The 24,405-nt window shown below is 45.1% G+C and carries 24 protein-coding genes; 8 read left to right on the forward strand and 16 right to left on the reverse strand.

Going from position 1 to position 24,405, the window contains the following annotated elements:
• Positions 1 to 60: 60 nt before the first annotated feature.
• Positions 61 to 528, forward strand: coding sequence for an NUDIX domain-containing protein (locus TM7x_RS03420; RefSeq protein ID WP_039327829.1), 468 nt, complete (start codon positions 61 to 63; stop codon positions 526 to 528).
• A gap of 14 nt (positions 529 to 542) precedes the next feature.
• On the opposite strand, the gene TM7x_RS03425 is transcribed toward TM7x_RS03420, so the two are convergent.
• From TM7x_RS03425 to TM7x_RS03435, 3 genes are read right to left on the reverse strand one after another with little or no spacing between them, the layout of a single operon-like run.
• Complete coding sequence (locus tag TM7x_RS03425; protein WP_039327830.1) at positions 543 to 1,265, reverse strand: amino acid ABC transporter ATP-binding protein; 723 nt, start codon at positions 1,263 to 1,265, stop codon at positions 543 to 545.
• Complete coding sequence (locus TM7x_RS03430) at positions 1,246 to 1,956, reverse strand: amino acid ABC transporter permease (protein ID WP_039327833.1); 711 nt, start codon at positions 1,954 to 1,956, stop codon at positions 1,246 to 1,248. The genes TM7x_RS03425 and TM7x_RS03430 overlap by 20 nt, the downstream gene beginning before the upstream one ends.
• Positions 1,953 to 2,744, reverse strand: coding sequence for a basic amino acid ABC transporter substrate-binding protein (locus tag TM7x_RS03435; protein ID WP_052198871.1), 792 nt, complete (start codon positions 2,742 to 2,744; stop codon positions 1,953 to 1,955). Before TM7x_RS03435 ends, TM7x_RS03430 begins: the two co-directional genes overlap by 4 nt.
• 52 nt (positions 2,745 to 2,796) lie before the next feature.
• Here TM7x_RS03435 and TM7x_RS03440 point away from each other — a divergent pair, with 52 nt between their 5' ends.
• Positions 2,797 to 4,362, forward strand: coding sequence for an LTA synthase family protein (locus tag TM7x_RS03440; protein WP_052198872.1), 1,566 nt, complete (start codon positions 2,797 to 2,799; stop codon positions 4,360 to 4,362).
• On the opposite strand, the gene galE is transcribed toward TM7x_RS03440, so the two are convergent.
• Complete coding sequence (gene galE, locus TM7x_RS03445; RefSeq protein WP_039327835.1) at positions 4,359 to 5,372, reverse strand: UDP-glucose 4-epimerase GalE; 1,014 nt, start codon at positions 5,370 to 5,372, stop codon at positions 4,359 to 4,361. The two genes, TM7x_RS03440 and galE, sit on opposite strands and share 4 nt — an antisense overlap.
• 195 nt (positions 5,373 to 5,567) lie before the next feature.
• Between galE and TM7x_RS03450 the strand changes: the two genes are divergently transcribed.
• The 3 genes from TM7x_RS03450 to TM7x_RS03460 are packed head-to-tail and all read left to right on the forward strand — an operon-like array spanning position 5,568 to position 9,035.
• Complete coding sequence (locus TM7x_RS03450) at positions 5,568 to 7,712, forward strand: ATP-dependent Clp protease ATP-binding subunit (protein WP_052198873.1); 2,145 nt, start codon at positions 5,568 to 5,570, stop codon at positions 7,710 to 7,712.
• Between the two features lie 7 nt (positions 7,713 to 7,719).
• The gene (locus tag TM7x_RS03455) at positions 7,720 to 8,322 is read left to right on the forward strand and encodes a hypothetical protein (protein WP_039327837.1); all 603 of its coding nucleotides are present in this window, start codon (positions 7,720 to 7,722) and stop codon (positions 8,320 to 8,322) included.
• Positions 8,319 to 9,035, forward strand: coding sequence for a DsbA family protein (locus TM7x_RS03460; RefSeq protein WP_039327839.1), 717 nt, complete (start codon positions 8,319 to 8,321; stop codon positions 9,033 to 9,035). Before TM7x_RS03455 ends, TM7x_RS03460 begins: the two co-directional genes overlap by 4 nt.
• 6 nt (positions 9,036 to 9,041) lie before the next feature.
• Here the strand turns inward: TM7x_RS03460 and TM7x_RS03465 are convergent, their stop codons facing one another.
• From TM7x_RS03465 to TM7x_RS03480, 4 genes are read right to left on the reverse strand one after another with little or no spacing between them, the layout of a single operon-like run.
• A complete protein-coding gene (locus tag TM7x_RS03465) occupies positions 9,042 to 9,365 on the reverse strand; it encodes a hypothetical protein (RefSeq protein WP_039327841.1) in 324 nt (107 codons plus the stop codon).
• A gap of 18 nt (positions 9,366 to 9,383) precedes the next feature.
• Positions 9,384 to 9,632, reverse strand: a complete 249-nt coding sequence (locus TM7x_RS03470; protein ID WP_039327844.1) for a hypothetical protein — start codon at positions 9,630 to 9,632, stop codon at positions 9,384 to 9,386.
• Positions 9,633 to 9,683: 51 nt separating this feature from the next.
• Positions 9,684 to 10,802 carry an ABC transporter permease gene (locus TM7x_RS03475; RefSeq protein WP_039327845.1) on the reverse strand — a complete coding sequence of 373 codons (1,119 nt, stop codon included), beginning with the start codon at positions 10,800 to 10,802 and terminating at the stop codon, positions 9,684 to 9,686.
• A 1-nt stretch (position 10,803) separates the two neighbouring features.
• Positions 10,804 to 11,568: an ABC transporter ATP-binding protein gene (locus tag TM7x_RS03480; protein WP_039327848.1), complete on the reverse strand. Its 765-nt coding sequence runs from the start codon at positions 11,566 to 11,568 to the stop codon at positions 10,804 to 10,806.
• 95 nt (positions 11,569 to 11,663) lie between these two features.
• Here TM7x_RS03480 and TM7x_RS03920 point away from each other — a divergent pair, with 95 nt between their 5' ends.
• The gene (locus TM7x_RS03920; protein WP_052198874.1) at positions 11,664 to 13,085 is read left to right on the forward strand and encodes a polysaccharide deacetylase family protein; all 1,422 of its coding nucleotides are present in this window, start codon (positions 11,664 to 11,666) and stop codon (positions 13,083 to 13,085) included.
• Here the strand turns inward: TM7x_RS03920 and TM7x_RS03490 are convergent.
• Together TM7x_RS03490 and TM7x_RS03495 are read right to left on the reverse strand one after the other, a co-directional pair.
• A complete protein-coding gene (locus tag TM7x_RS03490) occupies positions 13,082 to 13,312 on the reverse strand; it encodes a DUF167 domain-containing protein (RefSeq protein ID WP_039327850.1) in 231 nt (76 codons plus the stop codon). The two genes, TM7x_RS03920 and TM7x_RS03490, sit on opposite strands and share 4 nt — an antisense overlap.
• Before the next feature lie 10 nt (positions 13,313 to 13,322).
• Positions 13,323 to 16,457, reverse strand: coding sequence for a type I restriction endonuclease subunit R (locus tag TM7x_RS03495; RefSeq protein ID WP_052198875.1), 3,135 nt, complete (start codon positions 16,455 to 16,457; stop codon positions 13,323 to 13,325).
• A 97-nt stretch (positions 16,458 to 16,554) separates the two neighbouring features.
• Here TM7x_RS03495 and TM7x_RS03500 point away from each other — a divergent pair, with 97 nt between their 5' ends.
• Together TM7x_RS03500 and TM7x_RS03505 are read left to right on the forward strand one after the other, a co-directional pair.
• On the forward strand, positions 16,555 to 17,349 hold the full coding sequence (locus TM7x_RS03500) for a hypothetical protein (RefSeq protein WP_039327851.1): 795 nt from the start codon (positions 16,555 to 16,557) through the stop codon (positions 17,347 to 17,349).
• Positions 17,333 to 17,839 (forward strand): type II toxin-antitoxin system VapC family toxin, encoded by a 507-nt coding sequence (locus TM7x_RS03505; RefSeq protein ID WP_039327853.1) that lies wholly within the window; start codon positions 17,333 to 17,335, stop codon positions 17,837 to 17,839. Before TM7x_RS03500 ends, TM7x_RS03505 begins: the two co-directional genes overlap by 17 nt.
• Positions 17,840 to 17,847: 8 nt before the next feature.
• Here the strand turns inward: TM7x_RS03505 and TM7x_RS03510 are convergent, their stop codons facing one another.
• From TM7x_RS03510 to radC, 6 genes are read right to left on the reverse strand one after another with little or no spacing between them, the layout of a single operon-like run.
• Entirely contained in the window at positions 17,848 to 19,401 is a 1,554-nt protein-coding gene (locus TM7x_RS03510) for an RNA-directed DNA polymerase (protein ID WP_039327855.1), read from the reverse strand.
• Complete coding sequence (locus TM7x_RS04190) at positions 19,401 to 20,510, reverse strand: restriction endonuclease subunit S (RefSeq protein WP_039327857.1); 1,110 nt, start codon at positions 20,508 to 20,510, stop codon at positions 19,401 to 19,403. The genes TM7x_RS03510 and TM7x_RS04190 overlap by 1 nt, the downstream gene beginning before the upstream one ends.
• The gene (locus TM7x_RS03520; protein ID WP_082001358.1) at positions 20,507 to 21,802 is read right to left on the reverse strand and encodes a KAP family P-loop NTPase fold protein; all 1,296 of its coding nucleotides are present in this window, start codon (positions 21,800 to 21,802) and stop codon (positions 20,507 to 20,509) included. The genes TM7x_RS04190 and TM7x_RS03520 overlap by 4 nt, the downstream gene beginning before the upstream one ends.
• Positions 21,803 to 21,811: 9 nt before the next feature.
• Positions 21,812 to 22,174 (reverse strand): RhuM family protein, encoded by a 363-nt coding sequence (gene rhuM / locus TM7x_RS03525; protein WP_052198876.1) that lies wholly within the window; start codon positions 22,172 to 22,174, stop codon positions 21,812 to 21,814.
• Positions 22,171 to 23,658, reverse strand: a complete 1,488-nt coding sequence (locus TM7x_RS03530; protein ID WP_039327859.1) for a class I SAM-dependent DNA methyltransferase — start codon at positions 23,656 to 23,658, stop codon at positions 22,171 to 22,173. Before TM7x_RS03530 ends, rhuM begins: the two co-directional genes overlap by 4 nt.
• Before the next feature lie 30 nt (positions 23,659 to 23,688).
• Positions 23,689 to 24,342, reverse strand: coding sequence for a RadC family protein (radC, locus tag TM7x_RS03535; protein ID WP_039327861.1), 654 nt, complete (start codon positions 24,340 to 24,342; stop codon positions 23,689 to 23,691).
• Positions 24,343 to 24,405 lie beyond the last annotated feature (63 nt).

Here is a 24,405-nt window from a genome sequence, read left to right on the forward strand (position 1 = left end):
ATTTGAAGCGCACGTTCACTAACTAGAACCTCTGGCTATAAGCAAAATAAAGGAGGTTTTATGCAGCGGCGAGTTAATGTACGCGGAATTATTATTAACAACAAGGGTGAAATTTTTTGTCAAAAATTGACTGCAAATAACAGCAAAGGGCGTAATTTTTGGTGCACGCCAGGCGGCGGCTTGGAAATGGGCGAAAGCTTGCTCGACGGTCTACGCCGAGAAATGATTGAAGAAACGGGTATCAAACCAGAAATCGGTAAGTTGTTATTTATACAACAATTCGCCGAATCGGGTGAGCAATCAGCGCATAGCCCGAACGAGCAATTGGAATTTTTCTTCCTTATCACCAATTGGCAAGATTACCAGCACATTAACCTGGAGCAAACATCGCACGGCGTCGAGGAAGTGGCGGAATGCGGCTTTGTCGATCCGAAAACGACGCGAATTTTACCGAGTTATCTGACAGAGGTTGACCTGGACCAGCTAGTTAACAAATTGACAGAAGTTCCAGTTCTAAGCGAATTATAGCGAGGTCACTCGGGCTATTTGGCGAAGAATTTTTTAGCGCGCTCGGTTTTCGGATGATCCATTACCTGGGCTGGCGTACCGTTTTCGATTATTTCGCCCTTGTCCAGAAAAATCATCCGCGTGCCGACCTCGCGGGCAAATTTCATCTCGTGCGTCACGATCACCATCGTCATGCCTTTTTCAGCAACTTTGCGAATCACATCCAGAACTTCGCCAATCATTTCTGGATCCAGCGCTGAAGTTGGCTCGTCAAACAGCATAATTTTTGGCTCCATCGCCAGTGCTCGAGCGATGGCTACCCGCTGTTTTTGGCCGCCCGATAAACTACTTGGCAAAGCATCTGCCTTATCGAGCAGCCCGACATCATCCAGCAAACTTCGCGCTAATTTTGTAGATTTTTGATCAGAAAACTTACGTAGTTTTTTAGGTGCTAATTTAATATTCTCAATCACGCTCAGATTCGGGAATAAATTAAATTGCTGAAAAACCATACCGATAGTTTGGCGCAAAGCATTCAAATTGACATGCCGATCGGTAATCTTAACACCATCAACAACAATTTCGCCGGATGTCGGCTCTTCCAGTAGATTCAAGCAGCGTAAAAACGTCGACTTGCCGGAGCCGCTGGAGCCAACCACCACGACAATTTCACCCTCGTCAATTTCCACGTCAATATCGCGCAGCACGCGGTTGGTACCAAATGTTTTCTTCAAATTCTTAACGCTGATTATCGTCATGCTTCAACTTCCTTTCTACTCGTGCCATTACTCGTGTAAAAATCGCCGTCAAAATTAAATACATTGCCGCAGCAGCAAATAACGATTGAAAAGCTGTCGCTGTCTGGAAGCGAATATTGTCAGCGCCACGCATAATATCATTCAAGCCAATCCAGCCAACCACCGACGTTTCCTTTAATAAAGCAATAAATTCGCTAATCAATGCTGGTAACGAATTTCTCATCGCTTGCGGTAAAATAACCAGCCGCATAGCTTGCCAATTGCTCAGACCCAGCGACCGCGCTGCCTCCATTTGCCCCTTATCAATACTCTGGATACCACCACGAATAATCTCAGCAATGTACGCACCGCTGTTAATACCGAACGCCACCGCTGCCACAAAAATCTTCGGCATAAATTGATACGAGCCAAACACCACGTAATACATAATTAACAATTGCACTAACAATGGCGTGCCGCGAATAATATCAACGTAAAGTTTCCCCAAGCCAGCCAGTGGATTAAATTTGGCAAGCTTCCCCGATTTCATCCTGCCAAATGGATGAAAATTCGACGTACACATCAGGGCGATAATTATGCCAATTATTGAACCCAAAATAAGCGCTAAAACGGTTAAAACCAACGTTACTTCCAGACCGTGCCATAAAAACAACCAACGATCACCACCAAAAATTACCTCCCAAAAGTTCACGACTTTACCTCCTCGCCAAAATATTTGCGAATTAATTTGTCGTAACGGCCGTCTTGTTTCATCTTAACAATTTCTTTATTAACCTTCTCTAGCAAATCCGTATTGTCTTTTTTAATGGCAATGGCATAGCTTTCGTTGCTAAGCGCGCCCGGCAAAATTTCCAAATCAGGAAAACCAGCCGTGTACTGCTTGGCGGGAGCATCGTCCAGAATGACCGCCTCGATTTTCCCAGCACTTAGCTCCTGCAAAACGCTAGGCGCAGTCTGAAATTGAGTAACCGAGGCGCCAGCAATTTTTGATGCCAATGTGTCGCCAGTCGTACCCAGCTGCACACCTATTTTCCGCCCCGAAAGCTGATGCTTATTACGAATCGGACTACCCTTCTTAACAATTATGCGCTGCGACGCCGAATAATACGGCTCGGAAAATAATGCGTTTTTCGCCCGCTCCGGCGTTACCGTCATACCTGCTGCCACCATGTCAATTTGCCCACTGTCTAACGCCGGCAATAGCCCGTCAAATGACATGTCTTCAATTTTCAACTCTTTGCCCATACTTTTGGCAATTTCCCGCGCCAAATCAACATCAAAGCCAACAATTTCATTATTATCAATATACTCAAACGGCTTAAAGCCAGCATTCGTCCCCATCACCAGCACATCAGTTTTCGAGCCAATCACGCCGTCGCGCTGCAAAATATCGCCCAGCATCAAGCAGATCATTCCAGCAAATAAAGCCAGTCCAATCCACCAACTAATCCCAAATGTACGCGCTTTATTCTTGCTCATGCTTTTATTATAACCCTTTCTCCCTAAAAAACGTAAGTGATATAATGTAGCAGTGAAAAGAATTAAATTTACCAAGCGCTTCTGGGCGAAATTGATATCAATTACCTTACTCTTTTTGGCAGCATTCTTCTTAATTGCGGCACGTTATAAATCGGTTGTCTTTAAAGACTCGCAGATTGATGAGATAATTTTCTATTTTGTCAACGGACTAGCCGGCGGTAAATCTGACAATTTATGGTCGGCCGTCCTGCAAAACCTACCCCTAGTTTTCTTACTATTCGGCATACTTCTCATCCCAGTTTCAAAAAAAACCGTTACCTACCTTAATCATGGAATTACATTTTGCCTTGATAAAATTAAATCATCAAGAAAAATCATCCTGCCATTTTTGAGATTAAAATACGCTTTAATTTATTCACTAACTATGTTTTTAATCTCACTCACACTACTCATTCAAAGCTTCGGTATTCCTGGCTATATTTACGCTCTAACTCAATCAACCAAACTATACGAAGAAAATTATGTTAACCCAAAAACCGCCAAATTAACCTTTCCTGATGAAAAACGCAATTTGATATATATCTATCTGGAATCGATGGAAAACACCCTAGCCTCAAAAGCCAATGGCGGCAGCGCTGACGTCTCTGTTATTCCGGAGCTAGAAGAATTGGCTCTGAAAAATACCTCATTTTCAAATAAGGCTTCTGGTCTAGGCGGTGCCTTACCAGCAACAAACACTGGCTGGACTGTCGCGGGCATGGCCGCCCAATCAGCTGGCGTTCCTCTAAAAGAAACTTTAGTTGGCGGACGCGACCATAACTCGCTAGGTGAGTTTAAGAAGTTTCTGCCGGGCGCCTATAGCCTAGGCGAAATCCTCCAAAAACAAGGTTATAATCAAACATTTATCATGGGATCTGAGGCAAGTTTCGGCGGACGCGATAAACTACTCACACAACACGGTAATTTTACTATTCAGGATTATAATTACGCCAAACAGCATGGTCAAATTACTGGCGATTATAAAGTTTGGTGGGGTTATGAGGATAAAAAATTATTCCAGTTTGCCCGCGAAGAAGCCTCACGTCTGGCTTCGTCAGACAAGCCCTTTAATTTACAGCTGCTGACTGCTGACACGCATTTTACCGACGGCTATCTGGACGAAAATTGTGCTAAAAATTTTAATAATCAATACGATAACGTCCACGCCTGCTCGTCCAAACAAGTGGCAGAATTCGTCAAATGGGTACAGTCTCAGCCTTTTTATAAAAATACTACAATTATAATTTCTGGCGACCACTTGGGTATGCAAACATCGTACTACGACGAAAAAACCGCCGGCACCAATTATCAGCGAACAATTTATAATGCGTTTATCAATCCAGCTACAACCACTGATCGTACAAGAAACCGCCGCTTTACGACCTTTGACATGTACCCATCAACCTTGGCGGCACTGGGTGTAAAAGTTGACGGCGAACGATTGGGACTGGGCACAAATTTATTCTCTATTAAAGAAACTCTGGCCGAGCAATACGGTGGAATTGAAAATCTGAACGCCGAGCTCGCCAAACGTTCAGATTATTACGAAAAGAAGATTTTTACCAAATCTGGCAATTAACTATTGTAGCCGCTCGGGTTGTTGCTCTGCCAATTCCAGGCATCCCGACAAGCTTCTTCGATAGTTAATTCCGCTCGCCAACCTAGATCTTTTTCTGCCAAACTTGGATCAGCATAACATGCAGCGATGTCGCCCGGCCGGCGCGGCGTGATTTGGTATGGGACTTCCCGGCCCGACGCTGTTTCAAACGCTTTTACCAATTCCAACACTGACGTACCGCGGCCAGTGCCGATGTTATAAACCTTATATTCATCCGGCTCGCCCAAACGTTCCAGCGCCGCCACATGTGCCCGCGCCAAATCAACCACGTGAATATAATCACGCACACCCGTGCCATCCGGCGTATCATAATCATCGCCAAATACACTCAAGTGGTCGCGCTTGCCGACTGCCACCTGCGACACAAACGGCAGCAAATTATTCGGAATGCCCGACGGATCTTCGCCGATACGGCCGCTCAGATGAGCGCCAACGGGATTGAAATAGCGTAGTGAGGTAAACTGCCAGCCCTGCTTGGTCGCCGCCACGTCGCGCAGAATTTGCTCAATCATCAGCTTGGTTTGTCCGTACGGATTAGTCGCCGACAGCGGCATATCCTCGGTAATCGGCAGCCGCGCTGGGTCGCCGTACACCGTTGCTGAGCTGGAAAAGACCAACTTTTTCACATCAAATTCCTGCATGACATCCAGTAGTGTCAATGTGCTCTCTAGGTTATTCTGGTAGTAGAGCAGCGCTTTTTCCACCGACTCACCGACAGCTTTCAGGCCCGCAAAATGAATCGCTGCGTCAATCGTCTCAGACTTAAATAACTCCACCAGCCGCGCTCGATCACAGAGATCAAACTCATAAAACGGTACAGACTGGCCGGTAATTTTCTCAACCCGACGCAGGCTCTCAGCCGATGAATTTGATAAATTGTCGACCACCACCACGCCGTGTCCCGAGGCCAGCAGTTCAATGATAGTGTGGCTGCCGATATACCCAGCACCGCCAGTAACGAGAATATTCATGAAGTACCCCTTTCACTGTGATTCTAGTTAGTATTATATCAGATATAACCTTCATCAATAGGCAAATTTTTCCATTTAGCACTCTTGCGCTGAGAGTGCTAATTTGCTATGATAGTTATATCAATTATCCCCGCTCTGATTCTCGTCGTGGCGTAATAATTTAGGCAATGAACAGCCAAAGAAAAAGGAGGACCTATGCCACCAAATATGCAAGAAGAATTACAGCAGCCACTGGAAAAATTCGGCACCGATATTACGGCGCTCGCCAAGGAAAATAAACTTGATCCGGTCATCGGCCGGGATGAGGAAATTCGCCGCACTATGCAAATCCTCAGCCGGCGCACCAAAAATAATCCAGTCCTCATCGGCGAACCAGGCGTTGGTAAAACCGCCATCGTCGAGGCCCTGGCGCAACGCATTGTCAAAGGTAACGTACCGGCGTCGCTAAAAGACAAGCGGCTGATTTCCTTGGAAATTTCTAGTTTATTGGCTGGAGCGAGCTTTCGCGGTCAATTTGAAGAGCGCTTAAAAGCAATTTTGAAAGAAGTTGAAGAAGCCGCCGGCGAAATTATTTTGTTTGTTGATGAAATTCACACCATGGTCGGCGCCGGCAAAACCGAAGGCAGCATGGACGCCGGCAATATGCTCAAACCCGCCCTAGCGCGCGGTAAGCTACACATGATTGGCGCGACAACCTTGGCGGAGTATCGCCAGCATGTCGAGAAAGACGCGGCCCTAGAGCGGCGCTTCCAGCCGGTCTATGTCGGCGAGCCAAGTTTTGACGACACCGTGGCAATTTTGCGCGGCTTGAAAGAAAAATACGAGGTGCATCACGGCGTTAAAATCTCTGACGATGCCATCGTGGCGGCGGCGCGGCTGTCCACTCGCTACCTGCCCGACCGCTTTTTACCTGACAAGGCCGTTGACCTCCTGGATGAAGCCACCAGCGCTCTGAAGATGCAGCTGGAGAGCGTGCCAATTGCCCTGGACCGGCTGAATAACCGCCGCTTGCAGCTGGAGATTGAAGAAGCGGCGCTGAAAAAAGACAAATCCGACCACGCCAAGGCCCGCACAGAGGAAATTAAGCAACAAATCGCCGACCTTCGGGCTCAGGCCGAGGTGATTGACAATAAATGGCAGCACGAAAAAGACATTCTCCAGATCGTCAATACCGCCACTGAAAAAATGGATAGTCTACGCTCACAACTGGAAATCGCCGAACGCGACGCGGATCTCGCCACCGCTAGCCGCATCAAATACGGCGACCTACCAGAGCTGGAGAAAAAGCTGGCTGCCGCTCGCCAGGAACTAGCGGCCATCCCACCGACCGACCGCCTACTGCGCGAAGAAGTCACCCCTGACGACATTGCCAGCGTGGTGGCGCGCTGGACGGGCATCCCCGTGGAGCGGCTGATTGAGACCGAATCCAGCAAATTGACTAAACTAGAGGAGCATATTAGCACCCAAGTAATTGGTCAAGACAAGGCTATCGCCGCCGTGGCCAGTGCCATTCGCCGTTCACGTGCTGGCCTCAGTGATACCAACCGACCAATCGGCTCCTTCCTCTTCCTCGGCCCCACCGGTGTGGGTAAAACAGAGGTGGCCCGCAGCCTGTGCCGTGAATTATTTGACGACGAACACGCCATGATTCGCATCGATATGAGTGAATATATGGAGCGGCACGCCGTGGCCCGCCTGATTGGCTCGCCGCCAGGCTACGTGGGCTACGACCAAGGCGGCCAACTCACCGAAGCCGTCCGTCGCCGCCCCTACAGCGTGGTGCTGTTTGATGAAATCGAAAAGGCCCATGCCGACGTCTTCAATGTACTCCTTCAGGTGCTCGACGATGGCCGCCTGACTGATGGCCAGGGACGAACAGTCGATTTTTCCAACACAGTCATCATCATGACCAGCAATATCGGCTCGCAGGCGATTATGGACTTTGCTGGCGACGATTTGTCAGCGCTGGATAATCAAATGCTTGATGTCCTCAGACAACATTTCCGCCCAGAATTCCTCAACCGCATCGACGATATCGTGATTTTTGACCGCATTCGACCAGAGGCCATGCGAGCAATTGTCGATGTCCAGCTGAAACGCGTCGCCCGCCAAGTCAAAGACAGCCGCGACATTATGCTCGAGTTTGACGATAGCGTCCGCGAGATGCTAGCACGCAACGGTTACGACCCGGCCTTTGGCGCCCGCCCGCTCAAGCGCTTGATACAAAAACGGGTGCTTGATCCGCTAGCACTGGAACTGATTGACGGACGAATTCACGATGGCGAGACTGTAAGAGTTGATGTTGTTGATGGTCGAATCACTTTTACAAATAGCGTATAATACATACATGGATCAACTCCACTACAAGCAGGAACAGATTAAATCAGCGTCTTTTGGGATTAGCAGATTACTTCTTATACCCCAATATTTCCTACTAGCAGCTGTTACTTCGCTGATCTTTGCGCTAGTAATTTTCTTTGCTATTAACGCTAATTTTTACGGACCGCTCATGATGTCGCAACTACCGTTTTTAGATAAAATAGCCTTGCTAGGTGATATGCTATCCGACATCTTCACGCAGGGTTTTACTTCAATAAACGGTGCCTTACTAATCGTCGTTTCAGTCCTTCAAGGAATATCAATTGCTGCTGTAATTTTTACAGCAAAAAAGAATAAAGTTGAGGAAAAAACCGTTACCCGCCAAGTCGGACTCAGCGGCATTGCGTCAGTTGCTGCCGCAATCGGTCTGGGCTGCGTCCCCTGTGGCACGTCCATTATTCTGCCAATTATTGCAATATTTTTTTCGGGAGCCGCCGCAGCTACCGCCGCCAATATTGCTAGTACGATAGTTTTGACATTAGCTCTTTTGTTGAGCGTATTCTCATTATATAAATCTGGAAAAATTGTTTTTATGTACACAGAATTAGCTAAACAGGAGAAAGAGTCATGAATCATCAACAAGAACGTGGGATTGCCCCAATTTGGATAATCTTATCAATTATCGTAGCAGGAATAGTTGCGCTATTTATCTATGGCGTTATTAATCGCCCACCAAATCGCCATATTGGCGACGGTAAAGCGTGGAATGAAAAAATGTCACAAGGCTCTGCTGACGCGAAGAACGTATTTGTCGACTACACTGACTATTTCTGCTCATTCTGCGCTGAAGTTGAAGCAGCCACCAACGCCGATTTCTTCAAAAATGAGTACGTTAAATCAGGCAAGGTTCGCTATGAACACCGCGTAGTTACCCTCTTAAAGGAAGTTACTAACAATACAGAAACTGGCGCTCACGCAGCATTTTGTGCCGCCGACCAGGACAAATATTGGCAATATACGCACGACATCGTGCCGCGCATTAAGCGTGATTATTTTGACAAAGGAATCGGCGTGAAAAACGTTGCTGTGCCACAAAAAATTCCAACATTACCACTAGAATACTTCCTTACTTCTGCTAAGAATATTGGCTTAGATGAGAGTAAATTCTCTGACTGCATGACTAAAAAGCCGCACCAAAAAGAGATTGATGACAATACCCAAAAAGCTCTTTCTCTTGGCGTAAGCGGCTTGCCTTACATGGTTATCAATGACTATCAAACCAGCGGTTTTGGTGGCGGCGAGAATGGATTAAGGGCAATTTTGAAGGCTGGCGGTGTTAAATAATTAGCACTATTTCAGTTGACTCATAAATCCACGTAGTTGAGATAAGGCCCGCTCTATTCTCTCATTCGTCCAGTATTTATCCGGCGTAATATTATCGTCGCCAGTTGATTCTTCCTTGTAGCGACCGATGATTTTACCGTTCTTGATAATCGATACATCAGGCACAAATATTCGAGGATTGCCATTTTTATCTTTTTCCAAATACGGTTCTAATTTCTTGACCAGCTTCTGATAGACTTCACTGTTGTTGGTGCGGGCTTCACGAATATTCAAATAATATATCTTATCAATACCTTCAGCCCGAGCTGCCCGATCAACGTGTTCGCTCAAATGCTGGCACCACGGACATTACGGAAAACCCAAGAATACCACGCCGCTGCCGTTATCAAAGATATCGAGAACTTCTTTGTCGCTAGCATAAACAAAGCGATTATCTGACGCTACTCGCGGATATTCTGACTTGAATCTGGCGGCATCGGAGATGTTCGACGTTGGAGTTTTTGGCTGTTCACTACTACGTTTGTTATACCATAGTCCAAATATAGCCCCAACCAAAATGATTATCCCAAGAATAATCGCAACGACTTTTTTGTTCATATCCGCCCTCCTTTTTGTAGCATTATTTTCCAAAGATAGAAGATATTAAAATTACTCCCACCTAAAAAGCTTAATTGCGGCAATGTAAATAACGACAATCCAAACAGCAATAGTACCGATTTGCGGCAAAACATCAACCAAGCCAGCGTGCTCAGTCATAACCAAACGAAACCCTTCAGTAATTGGCGTCATTGGAATAAAATTAGTTGCACCCCGAAGCCATTCCGGGAATAAGTAAATCGGGAAAAACGCACCAGACAAGAACATCATCGGAAAGGAGATTAGATTGCTCAGCGGTGCTGATTGATTTTCATTCTTCGCCCAACCGCCGATCAACAGGCCCAGACCCACCATCATAAAGGCCGCCAGCACCGCCATAAGGACAAATATCCCCCAGTCGCCGCGCATATTAAACTGGAACAATAGCATACCGACAACAATCATCATCGTCAAACTGAGCAGCGAAATAATCGTGTAGTGAATCGCCATAGAAATAATCAGCTGGCCCGAGGTAAACGGCGCCGCACGCAGACGGCGGTACGAGCCGCGCTGCTTTTCAGCCGGCATTTGGTTCGCCAAACCGAAGATGCCCATGCTCATCAAGCTAAACGCCAGCAGCCCGGTAAAGGTATAATCAAACGACTTCAGCTGCTCGTCGCCAACAGCTTTGCCAGCGGCTTTCAGCGGCGCTTCTGGCTGGCCCATGTGCATATTAATTTTATTGGCAATCTGGTTCATCACTGCTGTTAAGGCGCTACCAGTTTGCTCGGAACCTTTGGCGTATAGCACGTTAATTGTACCAGTCGGGCGAGCATCTCTGCCTTCTCCCTTTACTTTGCCAAAATCGCTAGGCAGTTCAATGATGCCGTTCAGTTCCGAACGCTTCATCTTCTCACGCGCCTCATCCATATCCTTGACGTCTTTAATTTTAAGAATCGAGTCTTTGGCGTTATCTTTGGCGCCTTTAACGAAGCTTTTGGCAAATTCCGTCTGCGAATTATTGATAATCGCGATGTCAAAGCTGGTCGATTGATTATTAAAAATCGAACCGAACACCAACAAGAAGATAAGCGGAAACAGGAAGGTAAAGAACAGCGACATTTTATCGCGGATGAAGCGTTTTTGTTGGGCGCGCACTTGCCCAAATACACCAGTCCAATATTTTTTCATACTAATCCCGAATCGCCTTTCCTGTTAAGTCAATAAATACATCCTCCAAATTGGCCTGCTCGACAACTTGCTTTTTCTTGAAGCCGCGCGCCAGTAGTTGCTGGATCAGATTATGCGGCGTATCAATGGTGATGATTTTACCGTTGTCCATAATCGCCAAGCGGTCGCACAGCAGTTCGGCCTCGTCCATGTAATGAGTTGTCAGCACAATAGTGATACCTTCATCGCGAATCTCTTTGATTAAATCCCAGAGATTACGACGAGCCTGCGGATCCAGACCAGTGGTCGGCTCATCGAGAAATAGGACCGTCGGGTTGTTAACCAGCGTCGACGCGATGGCGAAGCGTTGCTTTTGTCCGCCCGAGAGCTGCTCGACGTAGCTTTTGGCTTTGTCGGTCAATTGCACCTTGGCCAGCAGCGCGTCGGCGTCGACCGTTTGTCCGTACAGACTAGCAAACATTTTTAATTGTTCGCGCAAGGTTAGTTTGTCGTAAAACGTTGTCGATTGCAGCTGGATACCTATGATATTCTTGATATGTCTCGGCGCGCTGGCAACATCAATTCCGTCGATAGTCACTGTGCCACCATCAATCGTTCTTAAAGCCTCCAGCATCTCTAGCGTCGTCGTCTTACCAGCGCCGTTGGGGCCGAGAATACCAAAAATCTCGCCTTTCTTGACCTCAAATGATATACCATCAACTACATTCTTGCCATCATAAGTTTTAACAAGTTGGTCAACCGTTATGATAGGCTTAAGATTCGCCATTATTAAATTCCTTTCCTTATAGCAGTTTAAGTAATTTTGCCAACTAACCTTGCTATAGTTAATTGTAACAAAACTAATGCTATACTTAATATAGTATGAGAATTCACAGAAAAAAAGAAAAAGCTCAATCAAAAAAAATATTCATCATACTTACTCTAGTAACTACACTTATAGTAACTATTTCTGGTGGAATATATTACCTTAGCCAATCACATTCACAAAAAATAACCGCCCCAACTGATGAAAAATATTATTTCACCGATTCGCGCTATTCTGGAGTTCGCTCAAAATTCGTGACCAGAAATAATAAACGAGAAAAGGTGTCGATTGAATACCCAATTACTGAAAATAAAAAAATCAACCACACCGTTGCTGAGGCGATTGATAAAATTGATCGTGATTTTCGCAGCACGGTCCTTTTATCTACAGCATTTGACCAGCCAATGACAGAGACTATCAGCTACCAAGTCATGCATAATAATTCGGTAGCTCTGTCGATTATCACTAATATCAAGCAAGATATGCACGGCGCGCATCCGGTGTCGTTGACGCATTTTTGGACTTTTAATAAAAAATCTGGCGAGATTATTAGCCTGAACGATTTGACCGATCAATCAAATGAGGCTATCGAAGCAATTATAAAATCCGCCAAAGATAATATTGCGGAGACAATTAAGAAGCGCGATAAACCAGAACTTGATCTTAATGGAATAATCACCAAAGAGACTCTATCTAATTTTGTTATTACTGACAATGGCAATAGTCTGGCTTGGCCACTTGGCCAGGCATCGCTACTACCGTCATCTTATGGCGAGATGACCATCACTGTGCCAATTTCTTCAGTCAGCAAATACCTACAAAATCCAACAGCTCGGAAACTAGCCAATATTCCCAAGCCACCCGAGCCAAAGCCAGAACCAGCGCCAGTACCCGCTGCGCCAACACCTGCACCAACCACTGGCAATAAAGTGATTGCCTTGACGTTTGATGATGGACCAGGTCCATACACCGCGCACCTACTGGACATCTTGGATCAGTATGGTGCGAAAGCGACATTTTTCTTGATTGGTAGCAAAGTTTCTGGGCAATCTAGCGTCGTACGCAGCATACAGGCGCGTGGTCATCAACTGGGTAATCACTCGTGGTCACATCCAGAACTACCTAAGCTATCGGTTGACCAAATTGCTGGCGAAATTGACCGTACTAACGAGGCCATCAGACAAGCCACTGGCGTCAAGCCGAGCATCTTGCGCCCGCCTTATGGTGCTGTCAATGGTGTTGTCCTGGAACAGCTTCGCCTGCACGGTATGTCATCAATCTTGTGGTCGGTCGACACGCGGGATTGGGCTGATCGCAATAGCCAGATTGTCTGTTCACGTGCCGTCGCTGGCGCTCGTCCTGGAGCCGTCATCTTGATGCACGACATCCACCAAACTTCCGTCAATGCCGTGCCGTGCATCCTAAGCTCACTGAAGCAGCAGGGATATTCGTTCGTGACGATACAGCGACTACATTAGTCCACCTGATCAATCTCAAATATCTTGTATTTCGAAGATGGGCCGTGCAGCAATTTTACCTTTGAGGGTGCCACGCCGAGATGTTTTGCTAGTAGTTTCGCCGCCGCTAGATTCGCTCGCCCTTCAATGGCTGGCGCCTTGGTGTAGATTGTCAGCGAACCATCATCGTTCGGGACGACTTCTTCGCGGTGGCGAGAGTTGGGTTTGAGATGGACGGAGATTTTCATGATTATTTTATCAATCCAGCAAACTCGCTCCGCCGCCAGCGTCATACGCTGCGCGTTTTTGGCTCCATTCGTTACTATAACGTTTGGCTTGTTCTAATACCATGTCAGTTGCCAACGCCTGCTGATCTGGCGGGTAGCCATATTTTGCCAGCGTCTTTTTGACGTTAACTTTCAGTTTTGCCTGAACATTCCTGCGCTCTGCCCAGTCAATCGTCGCATCACGACGCACCTGCTCTAACAATACTTTTGCGATATCACGTAGCTGTGCGTCACCCAGTACTTCACGAGCACTGCCATTTTCAACCAGCGCATCGTAAAAGATAATCTCATCCTCGCTGAGGCCATCAACCACTCCGTTCTCAACAGTCTGGCGAATTTTCTGTCCAATGTTGATTAATTCCTCAATCACCTGCGCTGCCTCAATCGTGCCATTTCTATACCGTGTCAAGGCTTGATCGAGCAAGTCAGAGAACTTGGTATCCTTGGCATAATTTCTCGAAAATCGTAGTTTAATTTCATCAGCCAGCAGTTTTTGCAAAGCCTCCACCGCCAAATTCTTGCGCTCCATGTTACGAATTTCCGCCAAAAACTCATCACTCAAAATTGACAGTTCCGGCTTTTCTAATCCTGCCGCCTCAAACACATCAACCACACCAACTGGCGCAATTGCTTTATCGACAATTTGTTTCAGCGCACTGCGATACTCAGCGTCAGTCACCACTGCCGAGCTGGACACTTTCTCCAGCCGAGCTTTCACCGCCTGGAACAGTGCCACTTCTTCGCGAATTTCCAGCGCCTCAGGCCTCGGCATCGCCAATGCAAATGCTTTACTCAGTTCCAAAACATGCTGCTTCAACCGCTTCTCACCGTCTTCCAACCCTAAAATATATTCCTCGGCATCCAAAATAATTTGCAGTTGCTGGCTAGTTGGTGTGGTAAAATATCGCTGATAGTCAAAGTTACCAAACAAATCGCGCACCACTTCATAGCGCATCTGCATCTGTGCCACCGCCTCAGTAATATCAAGCTGCGGTGCGCCTTGACCACCACTTTGCGTATAGTCAGAAATAGCATCGCGCAGCGCCCCCGCTACACCCAGATAGTCAACCACCAAACCGCCAGTTTTTCCAGGGAACACTCGATTTACCCTGGCAATCGCTTGCATCAAATTATGCCCTTTGAGCGGTTTATCTAGATACATGGTGTGCATATTTGGCACATCAAATCCCGTCAGCCACATGTCGCACACAATCACCAATTCAAGCGGGTCATTTGGATCTTTGATACGCTTTTCGATTGCCTTTACTCGCTGTTTGTTACGAATGTGCGGTTGCAGGTAGTCGGGGTCGCTAGCACTACCGGTAATAATCACCTTTATCGCGCCGCGCGCGTCATCGTCACTGTGCCAATCCGGCCGATACGCCACAATTTTTTCATACAAATCAACCGCAATACCACGACTCATCGTCACGATCATACCTTTACCACTTAGGACACTTTGCCGGGTCTCAAAGTGCTCAATGATATCCAAAGCGATAGTATTCAGCCGCTCGCTATTACCGACAATGGCTTCTTTTTGTGCATACTCGGCCTTCAACGCATCCTGATGGCTCAGTTCTTCGCCCTCCAGCAAATCATCAACTTCCTTATCCAGCCACTGCCGCGTTGCCTCATCCATATTCAAATCAACCAGCCGGCTCTCATAATAAATCGGCACCGTTGCACCATCTTTCACCGCCTGCTCGACATCATAAATATCGATATAGTCGCCAAACACTACTGGCGTTGACTTATCGTCCGTTTCAATCGGCGTGCCCGTAAAGCCAATGTAGCTCGCACCCGGCAAGGCATCGCGCATATACTTGGCGTAACCATACACCAGCTGAGCATCACTAGCTCGGACATGCGCCTTCAAGCCATATTGACTGCGGTGCGCCTCATCTGCCATCACGATGACATTGCGTCGATCAGTCAGGACTGGCAAGCTATCCTCCTCGTCCTCGGGCGAGAACTTCTGGATTGTCGTAAAGATAATTCCACCCGCCTGGCGCTGCAACAGTTTCCTCAGCTCACTGCGTGAATCGGCCTGCTTCGGGTCTTCTCCTAATAGCTCGCGACAGGCGCTAAACGTGCCAAATAACTGACCATCAAGATCATTACGATCCGTCACCACCACGATGGTTGGGTTATGCAAATCGCGCGATTTCATCAGTTTGCCAGTATAAAACACCATACTCAAGCTCTTGCCCGACCCTTGCGTATGCCAAACCACACCAGCCCGCTGGTCGCCACGTTCACTACTGGCCGTTAATGTTCGATCAAGTGCCTTATTCACTACCCAATATTGATGATAAGCGGCAACTTTTTTGATCAATTTATCGCCATCACCTCGCTCAAATACGATAAAATTCTGCACCACATCTAGCAAACGTTCGGGCGTACACGCACCACGCAGCAATACCTCCAACATCGGCACATTGCCAGCTTCCTTTTCGCCGTCAATCGTTTTCCACGACATCATTCGCTCCAACGGGCTGGTGATCGTGCCCATCTCTGCCTCTAGTCCATCGCTCGTCACGCACAATTCATTAAAGCGGAACAGATCACTAATCTCTCGCTTGTACGTCTGGATTTGCTGATACGCTGCCACCAAATCGGCCTTCGTATCAGCCGCATTTTTTAGTTCAATCACCACTAGAGGCAACCCATTTACAAACAGCACGATGTCCGGCCGGCGATTATGGTCGCCTTGCAGAACCGTCAGCTGATTGACCGCCACAAAATCGTTGCTGTGTGACGAGGTAAAATCAACCACCCGCACAATATCGTGTTTCACTTCACCACTTGGTGCGCGATACTGTACTGGTACGCCCGCTATCAACAGCTGATGAAAATCATGATTATTCTCAATTAAACTTGGTTTACTAATCTGCGTCAACCGCCGCATCGCTTCATTCAAGGCTGGTTCTGGAATGTGCGGATTGAGCCGCGCCAAAGCACTATATAGACGCCCAGGCAATACCACCTGCCTGAGCTCACGCTCAGCTATAGCACCATCTGGACCAATATCTGGTCCATGCAGAATTTGCCAGCCGAGATTAGCTAGGATATCAAGCGCATATTGTTCGATTTGAGATTCGGTCATACTGCGACAATTATACACCAGTTGTCTTGGATCCCAGAATTATAATGTTTGTTGTGCTATAATAGATATGTATTAATAAGTGGGTGGAACAGGTAAGATGAGTAAGGGCGGTCTATATTTTTCGATTGACGATAAGCTAATGGATGAAAAGATTAGCTTAAACAACGTTTCTTTACCGATTTTAAAAGATTTCATTGAACAAGTATCTATTTTTATTCGTGGTAACGAGTCAGTTGACTTAAATGGAGTCAAAATTGCAATTAAACCTGGTTCGGTCGCAATAGTTGTAGAAGAAACACCACTAATCAAAACTGCCATTAGTGAATATCGCATCATAAAGTCAAGCGGCGACTTAGGAAAAATTAGTCCCGTTCGTGCAAAGGTCATAGCAAATCTCCAAGAAAAAGTAAGGAAAAATCCCAGTAGGCTTTATACAATATCTGATAACATCGACTCTGCGTTTATAGACCAAAATTCAATTAAAATATCTTTGGACTCGAGTTATAAGATTGTTCATGCCGATCAGTGGGTCGATACAGAGGCTTATTTGTATGGTAGAGTATTTAACATGGGAGGTAAAAGCAAGTCTAACGTTCACATTACTTTATCCAATGGCACCAACATAAAACTTGATACTAACGAAGACATTCTTGCCGATGACAATAAGAACCGGCTCTACAAAGAACAACTCGTCCGAGTAAAGGCTCAACGAAATCTCCGCACAAAAGAGTTGCGGAACGAACGACTGGTTTCTTTTGAATATTATGAACCCCATTTTAATGAAGACGAGTTTATCAAACAAGTCGCCAGAACTAAACTAGCTTGGAAAGATATACCTGACATAGTTAGCTGGGTGGAAGAAGTAAGAGGTAATCATGCTAAGACAACCTAGACAATCTGTACTAATAGACACTAGCTTTCTTATTACTCTTTTTGACAACTCGCGCCCTAATCATGAGGTAGCTAAGAAATATTATAAGTATTTCATTGATAATAATATAGATATGTATCTCTCTGCTATTGTTGCATCAGAGTATGAGTACAAAGACTCAATCGATCCTATACTAGATACTGGCAATTTTATACCTCTTCCCTTTAATCTTGATGACTCAAAGCTAGCCGGTAGTTTCGCCAGCAGGCTGCATTCAGAATCTAGAGGCAAGCATACATCGCGAGATTCAGCAAAGGACGACGTAAAGTTACTTGCTCAATGTTCAAACCACAGTATAGATTTTGTTGCCACCGACGACACCTCGACCATGGCAAAATATTGTCGACGACTCAATACTATGGATGAGTCGCGAACAAAAGTAATTACACTAGACTGTTTCGATGTAAGTGATTTTAACGGTGGTCAGACCGAGCTAGATATAAACTTTTAATAACTATCCTAACTCGGTATATCTCTAAACAAATCAACCTCCTGGCGATCAATAGATATTTTATTCGTCTCCCTGATGCCTTGTAGTATATCGACGTCAACTATACTTGTGTCTCTAACTGTTTTCATTATGTCGTCCTTTAGCCAATCAATACACCAGATAATAGAATTATCAATATATGCTCTTTCACTGACTGACCGGGTTAATAATTCATTAAATTGCAAGTCCGGATCAATAGAGTAAGATACTCGCTGCAACCAAATATCTAATAAGCCAGTGTTAGGTATAATCTTGAACTTATCAAGAATTTTTTGAACAAGGAGTCCCCTCCTTGACTCACCCGCCCCACGGATAGTTAGACTCGCAACCGCCATCGCCATATTGTAGTATTTAGGGTTTTTAATTGCCATATTAACTACAATACTCAGCATAACTTCTGGTTTTTCATAATGACGTAAGCTTTTTCCTTGATCTAAGTAATCAAGAAGTTCCTCGTGAAACATATTTAGCTGGCGAGACACCATACCTGAATTAGGATATTTATAACTAGCTGCATAAATCTGCATTAACCATTTTGCAAAATTATCTTTTTCTTTCTTTATATTCGGTATAAATAATTCTTCGATCTTATCCTTTTTAATAGAACTCAAGACTATATCGCTGCTCTTTTTGGTCTTCTGTGCATTTAATCTAAGACCAAGTATTGCTAAAATTTCAGTTAACTCTTTCAGTATACGAGCTCCTAGATCTAGCCTATTGGTAAAAATTCGATAGTCATCCCTGTAGCGAACAATGGAATATTCTCTTTTATCAATATCTTTTATAGCTTGAGCTAAAAGATTATCAGCATATGCAAAGATAAGCTCAGCAATAAAATCAGAAAGAGTGTTTCCCTGAGGTATCCCATTTGTTTGTCGATGATTCATCATCTGAAAATGCTCATCAATTTTACCTCCCAAAGATTTTTTATCACGGTTAGCATAAGCCTCGTCTTTACCATGAAGAGCCCATGAAATAGAATGCGTATATATTGATCCATAACAGTTTGCAACATCAGTTTCTAAGACATATCGAAACTCAAGACCTTTAGCCGCACAGTTTTGCTCAAATTTCTCCCACCAAGCACGTATTTGCTCCGCTTTCGCGCTTTTCTTTTTTGAGGGTTGCACTGGAATACTAGCAACTTCAATATTACAACCCCTCCTTAACTCAGAAAATCGCTTTTTTATAACACTCCAATTATCCTCTTTAGTGATATAATGCACTAACCCTACATAAAGAACCGGATTTATTATCTCAAATGGCCTCCAGGCTAGTTCACCGTCTTTGTTGCCGTAAATCACTTTATTTACATCATGTCTATCTCGTGGGTCTTTCTTCTTACGGCCACCATCCTCTGGATCAAAAAAATAATTAACATCATAACCGCCCATCTTACTTGACACAGCTTGAAGTATTGGATCAAAGTTAAAATATTCAGGCAAATCAAAGTTTACATAACTTTTACCGTCCAGCAAAAAAGCACGAGCTTGCTTATGATCAAGTTCTAATATATTAGCCATTATATCTTAATCTCTCCGGAAATTAATTTTGGTAAAAGCAAATCACGAATTTTGGACAAATAATCTATTTGCTTCTTGTTTTCATGTATCATATCAAACAATGGTCGCACCATCTGCTCGAAATCATCAAACTCGCAATCTGATAAATCAACAATTTCCAAAAGCTCTATGTGCTTTGGATAAATATGCGGCTGACCAGAGCCAGTTTGCATATCGTATATCTCTTTTTGCTTGTTCTTGAGGAATAAATAGTAGGTATAAACATATTTGGTAATTGTTGAGTCAATGTACGAAGAGTCTGCCGACCATACTGGTTCACCCCAAACAGACACAAAACCAGCATTTGCTCCGGATGCACTTATCGTGATAACTGGCGCGGTCGTATTTGCTTCATTGTGAAATCCGGCTGGCTTCAGTCCACCGCTAATAACCGGTGTGTCACCACAAATCATATCTCTAGCTTGCAAACTTCTACCTCTTTTTGGATGAAACTTTTTTCCTAAAGGTATGGTCTGTATATTACCATTACTCTGCTTAGCTTTATCAACAAAATAATGACGAAAGAGGGTTTGGCCAAGCTGCTCGAGGGTTTCGTTCATGCGGCGGTTGAGCTCGATTTTTTCATCAAGGCTGCTGAGGATATCGGCAATTTTCTTTTGTTGGTAGAGTGGCGGCAGATTGATGGTCATAGCTGATATTTGCTTAGAACCCAAATTCTGCTGAGCAGCACCAACAGCAGCGCTTAGGAGTTTTTCATAACTATTTACAAGATAATAGTACACGAATCTATAATCAGCTTTGTTGTTATCAATTATTAAATTGCAACAGGCTTGATTTGTAGCCAATGGAATCTTATTAATCGCAGACCTGCCGGCAGTTGCACCATACATAGCTACAATCACGGAATCTTCAGGGATAATCTTTGCCGATGAGTTCTTTAGCCCTAATTCTGTAATTGTTTTTTCAGTTGAATAAATATTACCAAAATTAACCTCCTGAGTCCTTAACCACGGTATACCGCCACCATAGTAATCATCCCTCTTGGTTAACGGCGTTCCACCAGATGTAATTTTAGTACAAATATCGCTCAACGAAACCGTCTGTATCATCGCTCATCACTTTCTGTAGAGATTGTTGTATATAAACCAATGAGAGCAGTCGCCTCCTCAAAATCTTGTAGGTTTTCGCCACTTCGCCCCCTACCTTCAGAAGCAAAGATATTTTTGTATTCCACTATCAACGCATCTACCGCCTTCTCTTTCATCTCCTCTTGCGATAAACTTGAACCATCCTCATATACAAATCTTTCTGCATATCCAAGAGCACTATATGAATTAGCAGTAAAATCTCTTAGTACGCCCTCACCTCTGCCTGATTTGAATTGTTCATATAAACTATCGTTTTTTATCTTTAGCGCAAGGGCCAGAGGTACGAACACAAGCTGTGTCGGATATTGGTCCTTCCTCCAGTTGTTATTTCTTGTCAGAAACCGACTCACCAAACGAAGTGATGAATAGTATGAATTAATTTCACGCATCTCAAAGCCGTAGTATTCTATAGCGTCAAATGCAACTCCATTAACTATCATGCTGCCTTCCATCCAGTCAAGTACGCTTCTTGCATACACTTCGATGCTCAACTTACGCAAACCAAACGTAAAATCAAAAAATTTATTTAGATACGCATATCCATCAAAGTCACTTCCGTAATATTTCTTAATTGTATGTGAAAGTTGATTGACATTTGTCGTAATGATGAACGTCACATCATCACGCATAAAATAATGCTTAACAACCTCTAGCAACTCGACAGCAAAAGACGGACGACAGCGATCAAGCTCATCAATTACAAAAATGAGTCTTTCGGAATCACCTTTTAACTTATCAATGAATTCGTTTACTGTATCGTGTCGATTTACTTGATCTTTTACCGCTTTGACAAGGTCAGCCTTACTAGTCTTATTATCAATGTCTATAAAATCATGGGTTATGTTCTTTAATCCTGCAGACATGGTTATCATACTAAGAGCCTTCTTTATCGAGCCTTGGGTCAGACTTTCATCGTCGTCCGCTATCAACTTTAGCAACATAGCACTGAGCGCGTCGCCAAGATAATCATATTCCCACGCATTGAAATAGAAAGTTTTTTGTTTTTCTCGCAAAAGGTTGATTGCATTCTCGTCAAGAGTATTATGGCCATAATCTTGAATAGCACTGTCAGATAACATTAGTAGTTGCTTTACAAACACCGTTTTACCGGATCCCCATGCACCATCAATTGCCAAAACGGTACTTTCTTTCAATGAATTTAGTAGCTTCACAAGCATTGACAGCTGATTGTTACGCAGAATAGTATTATTGTGCAAATGCCTTAGGATTTGTTTATCTGTTAATTCTTTCATTTCTTCCCCTTAACCTTCTCCTTCACAGATAGCCCAGATGCGAAAATTGGTAGCAATATTTGACTTCACACGGTAACCAAGCTCAATTAACGTGTCTAGGCTATAATGCTCTATATTCCTTGAGACCTCACGATCACCTTTAGTTTGAACTATAAAGAATTTCTTTATAGTTGCCGAAGGGACGAGCGCTTTCTCTTCGTAGATATTCTTAATATGTTGGCCTATATTTTGCCTTGTAGTCTGAAATACCTGGGCCAACTGCACTTGAGTGAGCCACATATTTTCATCTTGTAGCCTAGCTTGAATCTGCGGCTTGCCGTCATCGCCAACATACAACACCATCTCGCTGTTCGGGTTGTTGCTATTCATCATTTGGTTTCTTTCTCTATTTTGGCAAGATTTTCTTTTATTTTTACCTCTAACTCACGGCTCTTCGCAAATTGCCCTTCAAGCTCAGCCGTCAACCGAGCAAATTTCTCGGCGAACGGCTCATCGTCTTCCTCGGCCTCTTCGACACCAACGTAACGACCGGGTGCCAGTACGTAATCATGCTGCTTGATTTCTTCTAGATCAGCGACTTTGCAGAAGCCCTGCTGGTCAGCGTAATCCGCGCTGGCAGTTTTATAATCGTGATATGTCTTTGCTACCCTGGCAATATCTTCTTCGGTCAGCTCGCGGTTACGACGGGTGACCATTTTACCCAAATTACGCCCATCGATGAACAGTACTTTACCGTGACGATTAGCACGATCGCGCGACACAAACCACAGACAGCACGGTATAGCGACGTTAAAAAATAACTGACTCGGCAGTGTGACGATGGCGTCAACCATATCATTGAGCACTAGCTGCTTGCGGATGTCACCTTCGCCGCCAGTTTGACTGCTCATGCTCCCGTTTGCCAACACAAAACCTGCCGTACCACGCGGGCTCAAGTGGTGAATCATATGTTGAATCCAGGCAAAGTTAGCATTACCCTTTGGCGGCAGTCCATACTTCCAGCGTGGGTCGGCCTGCAAATGTTCTTGACCCCAGTCACTAATATTAAACGGTGGGTTAGCTAAGATATAATCAGCTTTCAGGTCAGGAAGCTGGTCATCCATCAAGGTGTCGCCGCGTTTGATATTTGCGTCAATTCCCCGAATTGCCATATTCATTTTAGCGAGTCGCCAAGTGGTTTCGTTGAGCTCCTGACCATACACCGCGATATCGCTAACGCGGCCCGCATGCTCCTCGACAAACTTCTCACTCCAGACGAACATACCACCACTACCGCAACATGGGTCGTACACGCGCCCACTGTATGGCTCAAGCATTTCTACCAGCAATTTCACGATGGAGCGCGGCGTGTAGAATTCACCACCATGCTTACCCTCACTGTCGGCAAACATACCCATAAAATATTCGTACACTTGACCAAGCAAGTCTTTGGAGCTGGCAGTATCAAATTTAATATTGGTAAATAAATCGATGAGTTCACCTAGGCGACGCTTATCCAGAGCTTCACGAGCATAATTTTTTGGCAACACTCCCTTCAGACTAGGGTTGTCGCGCTCAATCGCCTCCATGGCACTATCAACTAAGACGCCAATTTCTGGCTGTTTGGCACTCGCCACTAGGTATTCCCAACGAGCCTCCTTGGGAATCCAAAAAATATTCTCCGCCAAATACCAATCCTGGTCTTCAGGATCATAATTCTCATCAATCGCTGTCTGATATCGCACCGAAAACGCATCCGAAACATATTTTAGAAAGATCAACCCCAGTACCACATATTTATAGTCCGACGAACTAATATTACCCCGTAGTTTATCCGCCGCAGCCCACAACTGCTTTTCAAGCTCCCTCGTATTCATAGATAGATTATATCAGATTTTGAGGCTCATTTACTCTGCGTGCAGCAAGCTCTTGTAATTAAGTTTTGTAACGATAATATGATCATTAAGCGTAATACCAAGCAGTTTTCCCGCTTCCACCAGCCTGTTCGTTACTTCTTTATCAGCAATACTGGCCCCTAAACACCCGCTCGGATGATTATGCGCCACGATAATCGAGGCGGCACGGTCGGCGATGGCGTCGGCGAAGACCTCGCGCGGATGTACCAAGCTGGCGGTCAGCGTGCCGATGGTCACCACCCGCTTGGCGATCAAACGATTCGCGCCGTCCAGCGTCAGGCAGACAAAATATTCCTGCTTTTTGTCGCGAATGTCGGCCAGTAGCTCGACGGCCTTTTCTGGGCTGTCGATGATTGGTTGGTCGCTATCTAGCAAGTACCGCCGCGCCAGTTCCAAACTTGCCAGAATCACCGGAATTTTCGCTTCGCCCAAACCAACCACGCTACGCAGATCATCATACGAAACATCGCCGCCTTTTTGACGCAAAATTTTCAGTACCTCGCGCGCAATTTTACTGACATCGGCCCGAGCGTTGCCGCTGCCAATAATCGCCATCAACAGCTCCAAGTCACTCAGCCGCGCCGTACCGTAACGCGCCAATTTCTCGCGGGGACGGTCGATTTTTGGCTTGTCGAGCACTTTCATAGTTTCATTATATCAGGCTTCAACCATTCATCAGCTGCCAATCTTCGCGCTATCATTTCGTGC

This window comes from Candidatus Nanosynbacter lyticus (assembly GCF_000803625.1).
GTDB lineage: Bacteria > Patescibacteriota > Saccharimonadia > Saccharimonadales > Saccharimonadaceae > Nanosynbacter > Nanosynbacter lyticus.